This is a genomic window from Methylobacterium sp. EM32, from assembly GCF_040593685.1.
In the GTDB taxonomy this organism is placed as follows: Bacteria; Pseudomonadota; Alphaproteobacteria; order Rhizobiales; family Beijerinckiaceae; genus Methylobacterium.
This window is the reverse complement of sequence record NZ_JBEXZS010000152.1, coordinates 1-17,460: the sequence shown is the minus strand read 5'-3', so window position 1 is coordinate 17,460 and position 17,460 is coordinate 1. Positions and strand designations below refer to the sequence as shown.

Genomic DNA, 17,460 nt, shown 5'->3' with positions numbered 1-17,460 from the left:
GCTGCCTGGAGCCCTCCTTCGAGGCTCGCTTCGCTCGCGCCTCAGGATGAGGCCGAGAGTGGGATGCAGCGAGAGCGCATGGCCGAACGGCAGGGTGCGCCGACGCACCACCCACCTCACCGCAGATCCAGCATCCCCTGCCCGCCCCCGAGCTGCACCCCCTCATGCGCCAGCAGCCACTGCTTGCGATGCAGTCCGCCGCCATAGCCGGTGAGGCTCGCATTCGCCCCGATCACGCGATGACAGGGCACGACGAGGCCGACAGGGTTGGCGCCGTTGGCGAGCCCGACCGCCCGCACCGCCTTGGTCCGGCCGAGACGCTGCGCGAGGGCGCCGTAGCTCAGGGTAGTGCCCGCCGGAATGGTTCGCAAAGCCGCCCAGACCTCGCGCTGAAAGGCGGTGCCGTTGTGGCGGACGCCGAGGCGATCGATCGCTGCGAGGTCGCCGGCGAAATAGGCCTCGATCGGATCGCGCAACGCCGGCGGCAGGGCGGCGTCGCGCAAGACGAAAGCGGTGCCGTGATGCAGGCGCAGCAGGCGCCGCATTCGCTCCTCGTGGTCCGACCAGTCGAGGGCACGCAAGGTCGCGTCCTCGTCGAAGACCAGCAGCATCGTGCCGATCGGGGTCGGAAGCGTGCCGAGGAGGAAGGACGTCGCGGTCATGGCCGCCCGAGCTTAGACCGGGCGCGGGCCGGCGGGATCACCCCATCGGCCCCGTCCACCGCTCAGTCGAGCCAGCCCTTCAATTCCCGGGCGACGACGTGCTCGATCACCCGCATGCCCTCCGGGCCGTCGTTGAGGCAGGGCAGGTAGGCGAAGTGCGTGCCGCCACCATCCTCGAAATAGTGCCGGTTCTCGCCGTCGAGCTCTTCGAGCGTCTCGAGGCAGTCGGCGGTGAAGCCCGGCGCCACGATGGCGAGGCGCTTCACGCCCTGCGCCGCCAGCTCCTTCACGGTCTCGTCGGTATAGGGCTTCAGCCATTCCTCGTTGCCGAAGCGCGACTGGAAGGTCGTGCGCATCCGCTCCGGCGAGTAGCCGAGGGCCTCGCGGATCAGCCGGCCGGTCTTCACGCATTGGCAGTGATAGGGATCGCCCTTCAACAGGTACGATTTCGGCACGCCGTGGAACGAGGTGAGGATGACCTCGGGCTCGAAGTCGAGGGCGGCGAGGTCGCGGCGGATCGCGCTCGCCACCGCCTCGATGTAGACCGGGTCGTCGTGATAGGGCGGCGAGACCCGTACCGTCGGCTGCCAGCGCATCTTCATCAGGGCGCGGAACGCCTGGTCGCAGGCGGTGGCGGAGGTCGCGGCGGCGTATTGCGGATAGAGCGGCACCAGCAGGATACGGTCGCAGCCCTGGTCGAGCAGGGCCTGAATGCGCTGGTCGACCTCGGGCTTGCCGTAGCGCATCGCCCAATCGACCACGACCTTATCGCCCATCGCCGCCTGCAGCTTCTCGGCCTGGCCGCGGGTGATGGTCTTGAGCGGGCCTTCGTCGCGCTCGGTGTTCCAGACCGAGGCGTAGTCGCGCCCCTTCGGCCCCGGACGCTTGGTCAGGATCACCAGATTGAGGAGCGGCCACCAGATCGCGCGCGGCACCTCGATCACCCGCCGGTCGGACAGGAACTCCTTGAGGTAGCGGCGCATCGGCCAGTAGCTCGTACCCTCGGGCGTGCCGAGATTCATCAGGAGCACGCCGATCCGGCCCCAGCGCACCGGCGGGTGGTCGACCGGCAAGGTTCCGGCCCCTCCGGCGGACTTGGCCCCAGCCTGGCCGGCGGCGCTCGCGCCCGTCTGGCCGACAGGGGTGGCGCCGCGGGCGAGCGCGGCGTTCGGGGTCACCTCGTTCATGGTCGTCCGGTCTGCTGGTCGGCCCGGAGGATGGCGCGCCCGGGCCCGTCTGTTTCGCGTCGGGTGGTCGTCTACATAGCGCAACGGCGGCCCGAACCAACGTGTCGTGACGCTGCACCGCGGTGCGCCGGCGACATCCAACGGTCAAGATGCCCGTGAGACAAGCCTCCCTCGACCCCGGGCCCCTCGCGGCCCGCCGGAGCCCCGCATGACCGCGCCCAGCCGCCGCCAGACCCTCGCCCTCGGCCTCGGAGCCGGCCTCGCCGGTCTCGCGGGAGGACAAGCCGCCGCGCGGGGGCCGGACGTCGACTTCACCCTGGTCCTCGTCAACGACATCTACCGGATGGGCGCGGTCGACGGCCGCGGCGGCTTCCCGAAGCTTGCGGCAGTCGTCAAGGCCGAGCGGTCGCGCGGCCGGCCGGTCCTGGTCTGCCACGCCGGCGACACCCTCTCGCCCTCGCTGATGTCGGGCATCGACAAGGGGCGCCACATCATCGAGCTCACCAACCTGATCAAGCCGGACGTGTTCGTGCCGGGCAACCACGAGTTCGATTTCGGCCAGGACGTCTACCTCGAGCGGATGAAAGCCGCGAATTTTCCGGTCTTCGCCGCCAACCTGCGCCGGCCCGACGGCACGCCGGTGCCGGGGACGAGCGAATCGACGATCCTGACCCTCGGCGGGATCAAGGTCGGCGTGGTCGGCATCGCGCTGCCCGAGACGCCGGCCAAGTCGCAATCGGGCGACTGGCGGTTCGGGCCGGCGGTCGCGACGCTCGCCCGCGAGGCGGCATCTTTACGCGCGGCGGGCGCCGAGATGGTGCTCGCCGTCTGCCACACCGACCGGGCGACCGACGACGCCCTGGTGGCAAGCCGCCACGCCGACATCGTGCTCTCGGGCCACGACCACGACCTGGCGCTTCGCTACGACGGCCGAACGGCCTTCGCCGAATCCGGCCATGACGCCGAGTACGTCACCGCCATCGACGTGAAGGCGGAGGGGACCGGCAAGGCCCTGACCTGGAGTGCGGCCTTCCGCATCCACGACACCGCCGAGATCGAGCCGGACCCGGAGGTGCTGGCGGTGGTCCAGCGCCAGGAGCGCGAGCTTGCCCGCGAGCTCGACGTGCCGCTCGGCCGGGTGACCAACGCCCTCGACACCCGTATCGACGTCGTGCGCCGGCGCGAGGCCGTCTTCGGCGACCTGATCGCCGACGCCCTGCGCCACGCGGCGCAAGCCGAGATCGGCCTGATGAACGGCGGCGGCATCCGCGGCAACCGGACCTACCCGGCCGAGTCCGAGCTGACCCGCCGCGACGTGCTGACCGAGCTGCCCTTCGGCAACACCTCGGTGCTGGTGAGGATCACCGGCGCGCAGGTGCTCGCCGCCCTGGAGAACGGGTTCTCGGAACTCGGCCGCTCCGCCGGGCGCTTCCCGCAGGTGTCGGGGATCGCCGTCACGGTGGATTCCGCGGCCGCGGCGGGCAGGCGGGTCGTCGCGGTGACGGTCGGCGACGCGCCCCTCGACCCCGTCCGGACCTACACGGTCGCGGCCAACAACTTCATGCTCGCCGGTGGCAACGATTACGGGATGCTGGCCGAGGGCAAGACTCTGGTCGGTGCCACCGACGGCACGCTCGTCGCCAACGTGGTCATGTCCTACATCCGCGCCAACGCGCCGCTGACGATCGAGACGGGGCGCCTGACCATCCGCTGACCCTCGATCCCGCTTGTCCCGAGGTCCGATGCCGACAGACGACACCGTCGCGGGCGCGCTCGCCCGCTTCCGCGCCTCCGGGTCCCCGTGGCTCGCCCTGCCGTTCTTCCAGGACGGCAGCGCCGAGCGGGTGGCCGAGGCGGTCGATGCCCGGTGCGAGGCCGGCGCCCGGGTGCTGCCGGCGCCCGAAGCCGTCTTCAACGCCCTGACCCTGACGCCGCTCGACCGGGTGCGGGCGGTGATCCTCGGCCAGGACCCCTATCCGACGCCGGGCGACGCCCATGGCCTCGCCTTCTCCTATGTCGGCGGGCGCCGGCTGCCGGCCTCCCTGAAGGTGATCCTGGCCGAGATGGCGGAGGAGACGGGCACGAGCGTGCCGACGAGCGGCGACCTCAGCCCCTGGGCGCGCCAGGGCGTGCTGCTCCTCAACGCGGCGCTGACCGTCGAGGCGGGCAAGTCCGGAGCGCATATGAAGCTCGGCTGGTCGGATCTCACCGACCAGGCGGTCTCGGCGGTCTCGGCGGAGCGCCCGGCCGTCGCCTTCCTGCTCTGGGGCGCGCCGGCCCGCCAGCGCGCCGCCCTGATCGACCGGGAGAAGCATCTGGTGCTGGAGGCCGGCCATCCCTCGCCCCTCAACCGCAAGGCGGATTTCCGCGGCAGCCGGCCGTTCGGGCAGGCGAATGCCTGGCTGGAGGAGAAGGGGCTGGAGGCGATCGACTGGCGGCTGAGATAGCAGACTATCTGTATTTCACCGGCAATCCTGAAACCCTCGATGTCATCCCGGGGCCGCGCAGCGGAACCCGGGATCCATAACCGCCGACGATTCATGATGAAGCGGAACGCTGTCCGCCTTTTCCTTGATCTTCAGCGATTATGGATCCCGGGTTCTCGCCTGCGGCGAGCTCCGAGATGACGTGGAGAGTTGTCGGGCAAGTATTGATTTATGGAGCAATGTAGACGGCGTCCTACACACCCTCCCCTGCCACGAAGGCCAGCGTCCGCCGGTGGGCCTCGTCGTCCGAAAACTGCTCCGGCGGCGACTTCATCAGCCACGCGGAGGGGCCGATCAGCGCCCCGCCGAGGCCGCGTTCCCGCGCCAGGGCGGCGCAGCGCACAGCGTCGATGACGATGCCGGCGGAGTTCGGCGAGTCCCACACTTCCAGCTTCAGTTCGAGGTTCAGCGGCACGCCGCCGAAGGCCGTGCCTTCCAGGCGGATATGCGCCCATTTGCGATCGGTGAGCCACGGCACGTAGTCGCTGGGTCCGACATGGATGTCGTCCGGCGGGAGCGCTGTCTCGAGCTGGCTCTGCACCGATTGCGTCTTCGAGATCTTCTTCGATTCGAGCCGCTCGCGCTCCAGCATATTGCGAAAGTCGGCGTTGCCGCCAAAATTGAGCTGATAGGTCCGTTCCAGCGTGACGCCGCGCTCGCGGAAGAGATGGGCCAGCGCCCGGTGCACGATGGTGGCGCCGACCTGGCTCTTGATGTCGTCGCCGATCAGCGGCAGCCCGGCCCGCGCGAAGCGCTGGCGCCACTCGGGATGCGAGGCGATGAAGACCGGGATGCAGTTGACGAAGGCGCAGCCCGCCGCCAGCGCGGCCTCCGCGTAGTATTCGGTAGCGGCTTGCGAGCCGACCGGCAGGTAGGAGACCAGCACCTCGGCGCCTGCGCGCCGCAGGGAGGCCGCCACATCCACCGGCCGGGCCGGCGATTCCGGCACGATCGCCTCGAGGTAGCGGCCGAGCCCGTCGAGGGTGGGCCCGCGTTCGACCTTGACGCCGGTCGGCGCGACCTCGGCGAAGCGGGCGGTGTTGTTGGGCGGGATCAGGATCGCCTCGGCGAGGTCGCGGCCGACCTTGTCCCGCGCGACGTCGAAAGCCGCCACCACGCGCACGTCCGCCACCCGGTAGCCGCCGAGATCCGGGCTCATCAGGCCCGGCACCGCCGCGCCGGGGCCGGCCTCCCGGTAGTAGGTCAGGCCCTGCACGAAGGAGGAGGCGCAGTTGCCGACACCTGCGATCGCGACCCGCACGCTCTTATGGCCCACCGCCCGCCCTCCTCGTCACAGGAACTTACCCCTGCAACTAGAACACTCCGGCGGAGTATCGACCCCGATCGAGCGTGGCCGTGCCGGCGAACGCGGCGTAGGGTGCGCGCGACACGGGAGGAAACGGCATGGAGATCTTCGACGGGCCGGAGGCCCTGAAGGCGGCGATCGGGCAGGAGATCGGCGTCGGCGACTGGGTGACCGTCGACCAGGCGATGATCGACCGCTTCGCCGAGGCGACGGACGACCACCAGTGGATTCACGTCGATCCGGAGCGGGCGGCGCGCGAATCGCCCTACGGTGCCACGGTGGCGCATGGCTACCTCACCTTGTCGCTGGTGCCGCGCTTCATCGCCGGGGTGCGCCGGCTGGAGGGCCTGCGGCTGAGCCTGAATTACGGCCTCGACCGGGTGCGCTTCCCCGCACCCGTCATCGTCAATGCGCGCCTGCGCGGCCGGGTGCGGGTGGCCGCGGCCCTCGACGTTCCGCCCCGGGGCCTGCGCACCACCTACGGGGTGACGGTCGAGATCGAGGGCGGCGCGAAGTCGGCCTGCCTCGCCGAGGCGGTGGTGCTGCACCATTGGTGAACCCGGCGCGCCCTGACGGATTGTCGGGGAGAGACGTCAGCGGAGCCGTGAGCAAGGGAGCGGGAATGACCTTCGAGACGGAGCGGCGCGCCCTCCAGCGCGTGGTGGCTGTGGCGGGACTGGTCCCGGTGCTGGGCGGCCTCTACGGCGTGCTGTTCGGCCAGGCCGGCCTCGGCGGCGGCGCCTTCGACATCTCGAGCGACAGCCATTTCCGCTACCTGTCGGGCCTGCTGCTCGGGATCGGCCTGCTGTTCTGGTCGACGATTCCCGCAATCGAGACCAAGACCTCGCTGTTCCGCTTCCTGACGATGGTGGTGGTCCTGGGCGGCCTCGCCCGGCTGCTCGGCCTGTGGCTCACCGGCCTGCCCTCCCTCGTCATGCTGGCGGCGCTCGGCATGGAGCTGGTGGTCACGCCGCTCCTGTACCTGTGGCAGATCCGGGTGGCGAACCGGGCGGGGACGCCGATCCTGTAGGCGCCCTCCCGGTCATGGGACAGGCGCCTCAGCTCTTCGGCAGCAGGGCCGTCACCTCGATCTCGACCTTCATCTCCGGCCGCAGCAGGCCCGCGACCACCACCAGGGTCGCGGCCGGGCGGATGTCCCGCAGCACCCGGCCGCAGACCGTCAGCACCGCCTCGGCCTCCGCCCGGTCGGTGACGTAGTAGGTGGCCCGCACGACGTGACCCAGCGACGAGCCCGCCTGATCCAGCACGCCCGCGATGGTGCGCCAGCACGCCTCGGCCTGGGCACCGGCCTCGTCCGGCATCGTCATCGCGGCGTAGTCGTAGCCGGTGGTACCGGCCACGAACACGAAGCCGTTCTGCACCACCGCGCGGGAATAGCCGTACTCGCGCTCGAAGCTCGAGCCGCCGTCGATCCGCCGCCGCATCCCCGTCCTCCTGATTCGTCCTCAAGCGAGCATGGCGCGTCAGCCGACCTCGCTCCAGCCCGCGAAGCCCGCGAGCGGCTCCTGGTCGTAGGCCGCCATCAGAGCGCGCATGGCATGCTCGTCCCGCAGGCGGTCCTCTGCCGCGAGCGCCGCCAGCCCCTCGAAGAAGGCCTCGCGGCGCAGCGCCGGGGTGAAGGTCAGGGTGAAGCGCACCGGTTCGTCGCCGCGATTGGCGAAGGCGTGCGGCTCGCCGGGACGCACCAGCACGAAACCGCCGGGTCCCACGGTCACGTCGCGATCGTTCAGCCGCAGGGTGAGGGTGCCCTCGTGAACCTCGAAAGCCTCGGTGAGCCGGGCATGGCGGTGCAGCCCGGCGCCGGGCGAGCGCGGCGCGAGGGTCATGCCGTAGATGCCGATCGCGTCGTGCGTGGCGTCGCTGCGGGCGAGGTAGCGCACCTGCATCCCGCCGATCGTGACGCCGGTGACGGGCTCGGGGGTTGGGTCCATGGTGCAAAGCTCCTCGTAGGCGATCCCCCGGGCAACGCCGGTTCAGGGCTTGAGGATGCGAAGCAGGGTGATCATCGCGCCGATGATAGCGACGGACTGCAAACCGACTGCGCCGATCATCCATTTCGCAAGCTCGGCCCGCGTTTCCGAGAGCTGCGCCTTGAAATCGGAGCGCAAATTCTTTTCTATTCCATGTAGATCGCTGGCGATGGCCTTATGGTCAGCCCGAAGGGCAGCGATATCGGTGCGCAGTCCCGTCTCAATCCCTTTGATCTCAGTGCGGAGGCTCGTCTCAACCTCTTTGATGTCAGTGCGAAGGCTTGTCTCGACCTCTTTGATCTCAGCGCGCAGCCCGGTCTCAACGGCCTTGATATCGGCGCGAAGAGCCGCTTCGGACGCTTTCAGGTCTGATTTGGTCGCGAGATCACCCTGCACGGCATCGGAGATAGCCTCGGCGAAGCCTTCCGCCTGATCCGGCGATAGCTTGGCCTTGTCCCGCAGGGTGCGAGCGAGTTTCAGCGTGTCGAAGGCGACGGCGGTCATGCGCAGCATCCGGGCACGCGACCGTGCCGCCAACGAAAATAGCACCACAGCCGTCGCGCTTCCATCCTTCCCCTACGTAAAAAAGCCCCGCCCGGATCGCTCCAGGCGGGGCTCGTCACACTCTAGACCCTCGACGCCTTGACCTTACTCGGCCGCAACCTTGTGGGCCTGCGAGCCGTCGGTGTAGGTCTCGGGCTTCAGACGCTGGCCCGGGGCGGCGCGGCCCGGGAGCGGCGGCAGGGCCTTGGCCTTCTCGAGGTCGATGCCGGCGCCCTCAGCGACACGGCGGCCGTAATCCTCGTCGGCGTGCCAGAAGTGCCAGACCATCCGGAGCTGGATCGCCTCGGGGCACTCCTTCATGTCGCCGACCAGGTTGGCGATCAGATCGTCGCGCTCCCACGCCTCGAACGAGCGGTAGCGCTCGCCGGCCTGGGCGTAGTCGTCCTCGGTGCGGCTGGTCTGGTAGCGGCCGAGCTTGCCCTCAACCCTCTGGTGGTACTCACGCGCGGGCTTCGGCGCCTCGCGCAGGCCCTGTCCGATGGTGCTCGGCTCGTAGTTGATGTGCTTGTTCTCGCCGACGCCGTCGACGTAGAACGTCATCTGGCCGTCGCGCTGGTTGGTGCTGGTCTTCACGCCCGGCGCCGGCGCGTTGATCGGCAGCTGCAGGTAGTTCGGGCCGACGCGGTAGCGCTGGGTGTCCGAGTAGGACAGGGTGCGCCCCTGGAGCATCTTGTCGTCCGAGAAGTCGATCCCGTCGACGAGCACGCCGGTGCCGAAGGCCGATTGCTCGACATCGGCGAAGAAGTTGTCCGGCACCCGGTCGAGCACCATGCGCCCGCACTTCAGGAGCGGGAACTGGTCCTCGGGCCAGCGCTTGGTGTCGTCGAGCGGATCGAACGACAGGTGGTCGTTCGGGCCGTCCGGCATGATCTGCACCGCGAATTCCCACTCGGGGAAGTTGCCGGCCGCGATGTTGTCGTACAGGTCCTTGGTCGCGTGGCCGACATCCTTGCCCTGGATCTCGGCGGCTTCAGCCGAGGTCAGGTTGCGGACGCCCTGCTTCGGGATCCAGTGGAACTTGCAGAGATGCGCCACGCCCTGGTCGTTGACCAGCTTGTAGGTGTTGACACCCGAGCCTTCCATCTCGCGATAATTGGCCGGGATGCCCCACGGCGACTTCAGCCAGGTCACCATGTGGATCGACTCGGGATGCGCCGCCACGAAGTCGAAGAAGCGCCAGGCCTCCTGGCGGTTGGTCACCGGGTCGGGCTTGAAGGCGTGGATCATGTCCGGGAACTTGATCGCATCCCGGATGAAGAAGATCTTCAGGTTGTTGCCGACGAGATCCCAGTTGCCGTCGACGGTCTTGAACTTCACCGCGAAGCCGCGCGGGTCGCGGGCGGTCTCCGGGCTCTCCTTGGCGCCGGCGACGGTCGAGAAGCGCACGAACATCGGCGTCTTCACGCCGGTCTCGTTGAGCACGCGGGCGCGGGTGTACTTCGAAGCCGGCTCGTCGCCGATCTTGCCGTAGGCCTCGAAATAGCCGTGGGCTCCGGCGCCGCGGGCGTGGACCACGCGCTCGGGGATCCGCTCGCGGTCGAAATGGGTGATCTTCTCGATGAACTGATAGTTCTCGAGGGTCGCCGGGCCACGCTCGCCGACCGTGCGCATGCTCTGATTGTCGCGGACCGGGTGGCCCTGGCGGGTCGTCAGGATCGGGCGTTGGTCGCTCATGGGAACTCCTCTGGCGTGCAAGCGCGGCGTGCCGGGTGGGGGACACCGCGCGAGGAACCGCTCACATAGGGGCTCGGTCGCCGGACCGACACCCTGGAACTGCTCTCGCTCGAACCTATGACCGCTGCGTGACCCGAAAACAAATGCATCGTTGCGAACCACGTGATAGGCGCAGCCTATGAATGCCTCCGGCTTGTCCCTGCGCGACCTCGAATACGTCGTGACCCTGGCGGAGGAAGGCCATTTCGGCCGCGCCGCCGAGCGCTGCGCCGTGAGCCAGCCGACCTTGAGCGTGCAGGTGCGCAAGCTGGAGGAGGCACTCGGTCTGGTCCTGTTCGAGCGCTCGAACCGGCGGGTGCTCCTCACGCCGAGCGGCCAGGCGGTGGTGCGCCAGGCCCGCGCCGTTCTGGCGGAGGCCAAAACCCTGTTGATGCTCGCCCGCGAGGGGGCCGGCCAGGGCCTGCGCGGCCGCCTCGTCCTGGCGGCGATCCAAACTCTTGGGCCCTATCTGTTTCCGCAGGTGCTGCGCGGGTTGCGCCAGGCCTTCCCGGACCTCGCCCTCGCCCTGAGCGAGGGGCGCACGGCGGAGATCCTCGACGCCCTGCGCGAGGGCCGGGCCGACGCGGCGCTGATCTCCCTGCCGATCCCAGAATCGGGGCTGACGGTCTCAGCCCTCTTCGACGAGCCGTTCCTCCTCGCCTGCCCGGCCGAGCACGCCTTCGCGGGCGGAGAGCCGCCGCGTCCCGGCGACCTCGCCGGGCCGGACCTGCTGCTCCTCGACGAGGGCAATTGCCTGCGCGACCAGGCGGTGGCGGCCTGCGGCGCCGGGCCGGCGAGCGGGCGCCACGCCACCAGCCTCGAGACCCTGCGCTCGATGGTGGCGGCCGGCGCCGGCTACACCCTGCTGCCGGCGCTCGCCGCCCCGCCCGGGCCCGATCCCGCCGGGCTCACGATCTGCCGCCGGTTCGGGCCGGACGGCCCGCGCCGCACCATCGCGCTCGCCTGGCGCGCCAGCGATCCACGGGCCGAGGGGCTGTCCGAGCTCGCCGGCTTCTTCCGCGCGCATGCGCCGCACGCAACGCTGCCCCTCGGTCAGCCGGCCGGATCCGGCGCCGGTCGCGACACTGGCACGATTCCCGTATAGCGAGGCGGCCACCATCAGATCTCAGGCCCCGGCTTTCCCCGACCATGGACGCCATGAACCCCGCCGCGACGGATCGCCGTCGTTCGCTCGTCCGCGCGGCGGCCCTGTGGGCGGGCCTCGTCCTCGCCTCGGCGGCCCTGGCGGGCCTGTTCCACCTCGCCGGCCTGCCCGCCGCCCTGCTGCTGGGCCCGATGCTCGCGGCCATCGTGTTCGGGGTCCGCGGCGCGCCGATCCGGGTGCCGAAGCTCGGCTTCCAGGGTGCGCAGGCGCTGATCGGCTGCCTCGTCGCCCACTCGGTCAACGCCTCGATCGCTGCCACGCTGATGCAGGACGGACTGCTGATCCTCGCCGTCGTCGGCGTCACGGTGGTGGCCGCCGCGATCACCGGCTGGGTGCTGACCCGCATCCGCCTCCTGCCCGGCACCACCGCGGCCTGGGGCTCGTCGCCCGGCGGGGCCTCGGCCATGGTGGCGATGGCGGAGGAATTCGGCGCCGATCCGCGCCTCGTCGCCTTCATGCAGTATGTCCGGGTCGCCTGCGTGGCGCTGACCGCCTCCGTGGTCGCGCGCTTCCTCGCCGGCGGCAGCGGCGCGGCCCCGGGCGCCGGCATGGATCCGGCGCCGCTCGCGGTCCTCGGCACGCTGGCGGTGGCGGGCATCGGCGCCTGGCTGGGCCTGCGCCTGCGCATTCCCGCGGGCGCCCTGATCGGCCCCCTCGCGATCGGGGCAACGCTCCACGCCACCGGCCTCGCCGGCATGGCGCTGCCATCCTGGCTCCTGGCGCTGGCCTATGCGGGCATCGGCTGGACGGTGGGCCTGCGCTTCACTCCCGCCACCGTGCGGGCGACCTTGTTCGCGCTGCCGGGCGTGCTGGTCGCGACCTTCGGGCTGATCGCCCTATGCGGCCTCTGGGCCTGGGGCCTGACCTTCCTGCTGCCGATCGACCTCCTCACCGCCTACCTGGCGACGAGCCCGGGCGGGCTCGATTCGGTGGCGATCATCGCGGTCGGCACCCATTCCGACGTGTCCTTCGTCCTCGCGGTGCAGACCCTGCGCCTCCTCGTGGTCATCATCACCGGCCCACTGGTGGCGAAGTGGATCTCTCGCAGCGCCGGCGAGGCGCGCTGAGGCGGATCCGCACCAGTCAAGCTCGCATCCCACCGCGAAACCCGCTATCCCGTCGCCTCCGGCGGTTCCGTCGCCCCTGGCGAGCCGCCCTCGAAGCAAGACCCCAGCCGTGCACGACTACATCAAGAAGATCCTCGGCGCCCGCGTCTACGACGTCGCCGTCGAGAGCCCCCTCGATCCGATGCCGCGCCTGTCGCAGCGCATCGGCGCCACGGTGCTGCTCAAGCGCGAGGACCTGCAGCCGGTCTTCTCGTTCAAGATCCGGGGCGCCTACAACAAGATGGCCGGCCTGAGCCCGGAGGCGCTGGCCCGCGGGGTGATCTGCGCCTCGGCCGGCAACCACGCGCAAGGGGTGGCGCTCGCCGCCGCCCGCCTCGGGATCCCGGCCGTCATCGTGATGCCGCGCACCACCCCGGCGATCAAGGTCGAGGGCGTGAAGTCCCGCGGCGGCCAGGTCGTGCTGCACGGCGACGCCTTCGACGAGGCCTACACCCACGCCAAGGGGCTCGAGGCCGAGCAGGGCCTGACCTTCATCCACCCCTACGACGACCCCGACGTGATCGCCGGCCAGGGCACGATCGGCCTCGAGATCCTGCGCCAGCATGGCGCGCCGATCGAGGCGGTGTTCGTGCCGATCGGCGGCGGCGGCCTGGCGGCGGGCGTCGCCACCTTCATCAAGTTCATGCGGCCCGAGACCAAGGTCATCGGCGTCGAGCCGGTGGATGCCGCCAGCATGAAGGCGGCGATCGAAGCGGACGAGCGGGTGGTGCTCGACACGGTCGGCCTGTTCGCCGACGGCGTCGCGGTGCGCCAGGCCGGGGCCGAGACCTTCCGGCTCTGCCGAGAGCACCTCGACGAGGTCATCACCGTCGACACCGACGCGATCTGCGCCGCGGTCAAGGACGTGTTCGACGACACCCGCGCGATGTCCGAGCCCTCCGGCGCGCTGGCGCTCGCCGGCCTCAAGGAATACGCCGCCCGCGGCAGCGTCGTCGGGTCGGGGGCGCTGGTGGCGATCAACAGCGGCGCCAACCTCAACTTCGACCGCCTGCGCCACATCGCCGAGCGGGCCGAGATCGGCGAGCGCCGTGAGGCCCTCCTCGCCGTCACCATCCCGGAGCGCACCGGCAGCTACCGCGCCTTCATCCGGGCGCTGGGGCGGCGCGCCATCACCGAGTTCAACTACCGCTACGCGCCGGGCGCCGAGGCGCACATCTTCGTCGGCGTCCAGCTCGCCGGCGGCCGGGCGGAGAAGGAAGCCCTGATCGCGGAGCTGCGCGGCCTCGGCTACCCGCTCGTGGACCTCACCGACAACGAGGTGGCGAAGCTCCACGTCCGCTACATGGTCGGCGGCCGGGTGCCGGGCCTCGCCGACGAACGGCTCCTGCGCTTCGAGTTCCCGGAGCGCCCGGGCGCGCTCCTGAAGTTCCTCGACAGCCTCGGCGTCGCCTGGAACATCTCGTTGTTCCACTACCGCAACCACGGCGCCGATCACGGGCGGGTGCTCGCCGGGATCCAGGTGCCCGCGTCTGAGCGGGACCGCTTCGCCGCGGCGCTCGCCGAGCTCGGCTACGAGCACCATGACGAGTCTGACAACGCCGCCTACCGGCTGTTCCTCGACGGGCAGCCGCGCGAGGTGCCGCGGAATGTGGCGCCGGCGGCGTGAGGGGCTTTCCTTTCTCGCGCCGAAGCTGAAACCCTCGATGTCATCCCGGGGCCGCGCAGCGGAACCGGGATCCATTACCGCCGACGGCTCAGGATGAAGCGGAACGCGATCCGCCTTTTTCTCGAGCCTCAGCGGTTATGGATCCCGGGTTCTCGCCTTTCGGCGAGCCCCGAGATGACGCGGAGAGTCATCCGGTCGCGAACGCCCGTCCGGTGACGAAGCGGAGATCGTTTCGTCACAGAAAAAGCGTCGAGATCCGCGATCGAAGCCGGCACCGGCTCAGGGTCGCATGATCGCGCCTTGACGCCGCCCCGCCACAGGTTCACCTCTCCCGCCCGATGCCTCCGCTCCTCGCCCTGCCCTTCCCCGCCATCGACCCCGTCGCGGTCGCGATCGGGCCGCTGCAGATCAAGTGGTACGCCCTCGCCTACATCGTGGGCCTCGTGGGCGGCTGGTTCTATGCCAAGCGCCTGGTCTCGGCCCCCTCGCTCTGGGGCGCGGTGCGCCGGCCCACGGCCCTCGACATCGACGACCTGATCGTCTGGGTGGCGCTCGGCGTCGTGCTCGGCGGGCGCATCGGCTACGTGCTGTTCTACAATCTCGCCGCCTACCTCTCGCATCCGGCCGAGATCCTGGCGATCTGGCGCGGCGGCATGTCGTTCCACGGCGGCTTCCTCGGCGCGGTGCTGGCCCTGGTGCTGTTCGCCCGCCGCCGCGGCCTCAACGCCTACGCCATGCTCGACCTCGCCGCCGTGGTGGTGCCGATCGGGCTGTTCTTCGGCCGCATCGCCAATTTCGTGAACGGCGAATTGTGGGGCCGGCCGGCGCCTGACTTCGCCTACGCCATCGTGTTCCCCAATGGCGGGCCGCTTCCGCGCCATCCGAGCCAGCTCTACGAGGCCGTCGCCGAGGGGCTGGTGCTGTTCGTCCTGATGGCGCTCGCGGTCCGGCGCTTCGGCTTCCGCCGCCCCGGGCTGCTGGGTGGCCTGTTCGTCGTCGGCTACGCCATCGCCCGCACCGCCTGCGAGTTCTTCCGCGAGCCGGACCCGCAGCTCGGCTTCCTGTTCGGCACCCATGTCGGGGCGCTCGGCGGCGGCATCACCATGGGGATGCTGCTCTGCGTGCCGATGCTGCTCGTCGGCGCGGTGTTCATCGTGCGGGCCTGGCGCGGCGACACCCGGCCGCGGGCGCGGCTCGAAGCCGGATCGGAGCCTGAGACCGAAGCGCCGGAAGTGAAGTCCGCGTGAGCGAGACGCCGCTGCTCGGCGAGCTGCGCCGCCTGATCGCCGTCGAGGGGCCGATCACCATCGAGCGCTACATGGCGCTCTGCCTCGGCCACCCGGTCCACGGCTATTACCGCACCCGCGATCCGCTGGGCGCAGCCGGCGACTTCACCACCGCGCCGGAGATCAGCCAGATCTTCGGCGAGTTGCTCGGCTTGTGGACGGCGGAGGTCTGGCACGGGCTCGGGCGCCCGGCCCCCTTCCGCCTGATCGAGCTCGGCCCCGGCCGCGGCACGCTGATGGCGGACGCGCTACGCGCGCTGAGGAGCGCGGCGCCCGATTGCCTGGCGGCCGCCGCCCTCCACCTCGTCGAGACCAGCCCTCCCTTACGCGCCGCGCAGAAGCGGGCGCTCGCCGCCGCGAGCCCGTCCTGGCACGACGCCGTCGACACCCTGCCGGGCGGCCCGGCGATCCTCCTCGCCAACGAGTTCTTCGATGCCCTGCCGGTGCGCCAGTACCAGCGCACCGAGCGCGGCTGGTGCGAGCGCCGAGTGGGCCTCAATGGCGACGCCCTCGCTTTCGGGTTGAGCCCGGATCCGACGCCGGAGATCACCCGTGACGCGGCGCCCGGCGCGATCCTGACCCTGCCGGCCGTCGCCCTCGACCTCACGCGCCAGCTCGGCCGCCGCCTCGCCCGCGAGGGCGGCGCGCTGCTGGCGATCGATTACGGCGACCTTTACGGCGGCACCGCCGACACGCTCCAGGCCGTGGCACGCCACCGTTTCGCCGATCCGCTGGAAGCCCCAGGCGAGACCGACCTGACCGCGCAGGTGGATTTCGCGGCTCTGGCCCGCGCCGCCGCGGGCGAGGGCGCCGCGGTTCACGGGCCGGTGACCCAGGCCGACTTCCTCCTGGCACTCGGCCTTACCCAGCGGGCCGAGCGCCTCGCCGCCCGGGCGAACCCGGTCCAGGCCGCCGCGGTCAAGGCCGGGGCCGACCGCCTGACCGACCGCACCACCCGCGGCATGGGCAGCCTGTTCAAGGTGCTGGGCCTCGCCGGTCCCGGCCAGCCGCCGCTTCCGGGATTCTAGATTCCCGCTTTCGACACGATTGTCCGGCGATCCTGCGGGACGCCCTGCCCCAGGATCCTCCCGCGATGTTCATCGAAGCGCCCGAGCTAAGCTCCCATTCCGAGATCCGCCACGCCTTCTTCACCCGGCAGGGCGGCGTGTCGGAGGGGCTCTACGCCTCCCTCAACGGCGGCCTCGGCTCCGGCGACGACCCGGCCCGGGTGCGGGAGAACCGCCGCCGCATGACGGCGCAGCTCGCGCTGCCGCCGGAGAACTTGGTCAGCCTCTATCAAGTTCATTCCGCAGAGGCCGTGGTGGTCGAGGCGCCCTTCACTGATCGCCCCCGCGCCGACGCGATGGCGACCCGGGTACCGGGGCTGGCGCTCGGCATCCTCACCGCCGATTGCGGGCCGATCCTGTTCGCCGATCCGGTCAACCGGGTGGTGGGCGCGGCGCATGCCGGGTGGAAGGGCGCGCTCACCGGCGTGATCGAGGCGACGCTCGGGGCTATGGAGGGGCTCGGCGCCGAGCGCAGCGGCATCGTGGCGGTGCTCGGGCCGACGATCGGGCGGGAGGCCTACGAGGTCGGCCCGGAATTCCGCGAGCGCTTCGAGGCGGCGGCGGCCGACAATGCCCGCTACTTCGCGCCGAGCCCCGAGCGGGACACCCACAGCCTGTTCGACCTGCCGGCCTACATCGTCGCCCGGCTCGAAGCGTCCGGCATCGGCGAGGTGGCGAACCTGGGCCTCTGCACCTACGCCGATCCCGACCGCTTCTTCAGCTACCGCCGCACCACCCACCGGGCGGAGAGCGATTACGGCAGGCTCGTCTCGGCCATCGCGGTGACCCCGTGAGGCGGCCACACCCGGACGATTCTGCCGCCCGATTCGCCCCCGATGAAGCGCCGTTCGGCTTTCGTTAGGATTGGTCCGGCAAGCGTAGCAAAAAAATCGTGTGTGCGAATGAACCTTGGCCATTGGCGCGCGTTTACGGGGGTAAGGAAGCCAAGGGAATGCTCGCGACAGACAGCCGATAAGGCCGCGGTGAAACCCACCAGCGTTGTTGCGAGGACACAGCTTTCCCGGAGCTACCGGGGTATGTCGGGGACACTGCTTCGGTTGACCGCCGACCCGCAAACGGGCGCCGTCGCCGCGGCATAGTAGGAAGGACCAGTTCCATGAAGTCGCTTCTCAAGAGCGCTACCGCCCTCGCTGGCATCGTCGTCGCCGGTTCGGCCCTCGCCGCCGACCTGCCGCGCCGCGTCGCCCCGCCGCCGGTCTTCACGCCGGTGCCGGTCTTCACCTGGACGGGCTTCTACGCCGGTTTCAACGCCGGCTACGGCTTCAACACCGCTGACACC

The 17,460-nt window shown here is 70.6% G+C and carries 17 protein-coding genes and 1 pseudogene; 11 read left to right on the top strand and 7 right to left on the bottom strand.

Going from position 1 to position 17,460, the window contains the following annotated elements; translation table 11 throughout:
• Positions 1 to 116 precede the first annotated feature (116 nt).
• Both ABZT49_RS20780 and hemH read right to left on the bottom strand, forming a co-directional pair.
• Positions 117 to 662, bottom strand: a complete 546-nt coding sequence (locus ABZT49_RS20780; RefSeq protein WP_355288593.1) for a methylated-DNA--[protein]-cysteine S-methyltransferase — start codon at positions 660 to 662, stop codon at positions 117 to 119.
• 62 nt (positions 663 to 724) lie between these two features.
• Positions 725 to 1,849 (bottom strand): ferrochelatase, encoded by a 1,125-nt coding sequence (gene hemH, locus ABZT49_RS20775; RefSeq protein WP_355288591.1) that lies wholly within the window; start codon positions 1,847 to 1,849, stop codon positions 725 to 727.
• A 208-nt stretch (positions 1,850 to 2,057) separates the two neighbouring features.
• On the opposite strand from hemH, the gene ABZT49_RS20770 reads away from it, so the two are divergent.
• The gene (locus ABZT49_RS20770) at positions 2,058 to 3,563 is read left to right on the top strand and encodes a bifunctional UDP-sugar hydrolase/5'-nucleotidase (RefSeq protein WP_355288590.1); all 1,506 of its coding nucleotides are present in this window, start codon (positions 2,058 to 2,060) and stop codon (positions 3,561 to 3,563) included.
• Between the two features lie 28 nt (positions 3,564 to 3,591).
• The gene (gene ung / locus ABZT49_RS20765; RefSeq protein WP_355288588.1) at positions 3,592 to 4,296 is read left to right on the top strand and encodes a uracil-DNA glycosylase; all 705 of its coding nucleotides are present in this window, start codon (positions 3,592 to 3,594) and stop codon (positions 4,294 to 4,296) included.
• Between the two features lie 232 nt (positions 4,297 to 4,528).
• Here ung and ABZT49_RS20760 read toward each other — a convergent pair whose 3' ends face one another.
• The gene (locus ABZT49_RS20760; RefSeq protein WP_355288586.1) at positions 4,529 to 5,611 is read right to left on the bottom strand and encodes an inositol-3-phosphate synthase; all 1,083 of its coding nucleotides are present in this window, start codon (positions 5,609 to 5,611) and stop codon (positions 4,529 to 4,531) included.
• Positions 5,612 to 5,739: 128 nt separating this feature from the next.
• Here ABZT49_RS20760 and ABZT49_RS20755 point away from each other — a divergent pair, with 128 nt between their 5' ends.
• Positions 5,740 to 6,198, top strand: a complete 459-nt coding sequence (locus ABZT49_RS20755) for a MaoC family dehydratase (RefSeq protein ID WP_355288585.1) — start codon at positions 5,740 to 5,742, stop codon at positions 6,196 to 6,198.
• 65 nt (positions 6,199 to 6,263) lie between these two features.
• Positions 6,264 to 6,671, top strand: coding sequence for a DUF4345 domain-containing protein (locus ABZT49_RS20750; RefSeq protein ID WP_355288583.1), 408 nt, complete (start codon positions 6,264 to 6,266; stop codon positions 6,669 to 6,671).
• A gap of 28 nt (positions 6,672 to 6,699) precedes the next feature.
• Here ABZT49_RS20750 and ABZT49_RS20745 read toward each other — a convergent pair whose 3' ends face one another.
• The 4 genes from ABZT49_RS20745 to ABZT49_RS20730 all read right to left on the bottom strand — a co-directional run bounded on the left by ABZT49_RS20745 (position 6,700) and on the right by ABZT49_RS20730 (position 9,870).
• Entirely contained in the window at positions 6,700 to 7,086 is a 387-nt protein-coding gene (locus ABZT49_RS20745; RefSeq protein WP_355288581.1) for a RidA family protein, read from the bottom strand.
• Between the two features lie 39 nt (positions 7,087 to 7,125).
• A complete protein-coding gene (locus tag ABZT49_RS20740; RefSeq protein WP_355288580.1) occupies positions 7,126 to 7,593 on the bottom strand; it encodes a cupin domain-containing protein in 468 nt (155 codons plus the stop codon).
• 42 nt (positions 7,594 to 7,635) lie between these two features.
• Positions 7,636 to 8,136, bottom strand: a complete 501-nt coding sequence (locus tag ABZT49_RS20735) for a DUF1640 domain-containing protein (protein WP_355288578.1) — start codon at positions 8,134 to 8,136, stop codon at positions 7,636 to 7,638.
• Positions 8,137 to 8,280: 144 nt separating this feature from the next.
• Positions 8,281 to 9,870, bottom strand: a complete 1,590-nt coding sequence (locus tag ABZT49_RS20730; RefSeq protein WP_355288576.1) for a catalase — start codon at positions 9,868 to 9,870, stop codon at positions 8,281 to 8,283.
• 178 nt (positions 9,871 to 10,048) lie between these two features.
• Here ABZT49_RS20730 and ABZT49_RS20725 point away from each other — a divergent pair, with 178 nt between their 5' ends.
• From ABZT49_RS20725 to ABZT49_RS20695, 7 genes and pseudogenes are all read left to right on the top strand, one after another.
• A complete protein-coding gene (locus ABZT49_RS20725; protein WP_355288575.1) occupies positions 10,049 to 11,014 on the top strand; it encodes a LysR substrate-binding domain-containing protein in 966 nt (321 codons plus the stop codon).
• A gap of 53 nt (positions 11,015 to 11,067) precedes the next feature.
• A complete protein-coding gene (locus tag ABZT49_RS20720) occupies positions 11,068 to 12,141 on the top strand; it encodes an AbrB family transcriptional regulator (protein WP_355288620.1) in 1,074 nt (357 codons plus the stop codon).
• A 46-nt stretch (positions 12,142 to 12,187) separates the two neighbouring features.
• Entirely contained in the window at positions 12,188 to 13,807 is a 1,620-nt protein-coding gene (ilvA, locus tag ABZT49_RS20715; protein WP_407943538.1) for a threonine ammonia-lyase, biosynthetic, read from the top strand.
• A 338-nt stretch (positions 13,808 to 14,145) separates the two neighbouring features.
• Complete coding sequence (gene lgt / locus ABZT49_RS20710; protein ID WP_355288573.1) at positions 14,146 to 15,054, top strand: prolipoprotein diacylglyceryl transferase; 909 nt, start codon at positions 14,146 to 14,148, stop codon at positions 15,052 to 15,054.
• Positions 15,051 to 16,121: an SAM-dependent methyltransferase gene (locus tag ABZT49_RS20705; protein ID WP_355288571.1), complete on the top strand. Its 1,071-nt coding sequence runs from the start codon at positions 15,051 to 15,053 to the stop codon at positions 16,119 to 16,121. Before lgt ends, ABZT49_RS20705 begins: the two co-directional genes overlap by 4 nt.
• A gap of 65 nt (positions 16,122 to 16,186) precedes the next feature.
• Complete coding sequence (gene pgeF, locus ABZT49_RS20700) at positions 16,187 to 16,954, top strand: peptidoglycan editing factor PgeF (protein WP_355288569.1); 768 nt, start codon at positions 16,187 to 16,189, stop codon at positions 16,952 to 16,954.
• Positions 16,955 to 17,277: 323 nt separating this feature from the next.
• Positions 17,278 to 17,460, top strand: a pseudogene (locus tag ABZT49_RS20695) (porin family protein); the annotation flags it as partial.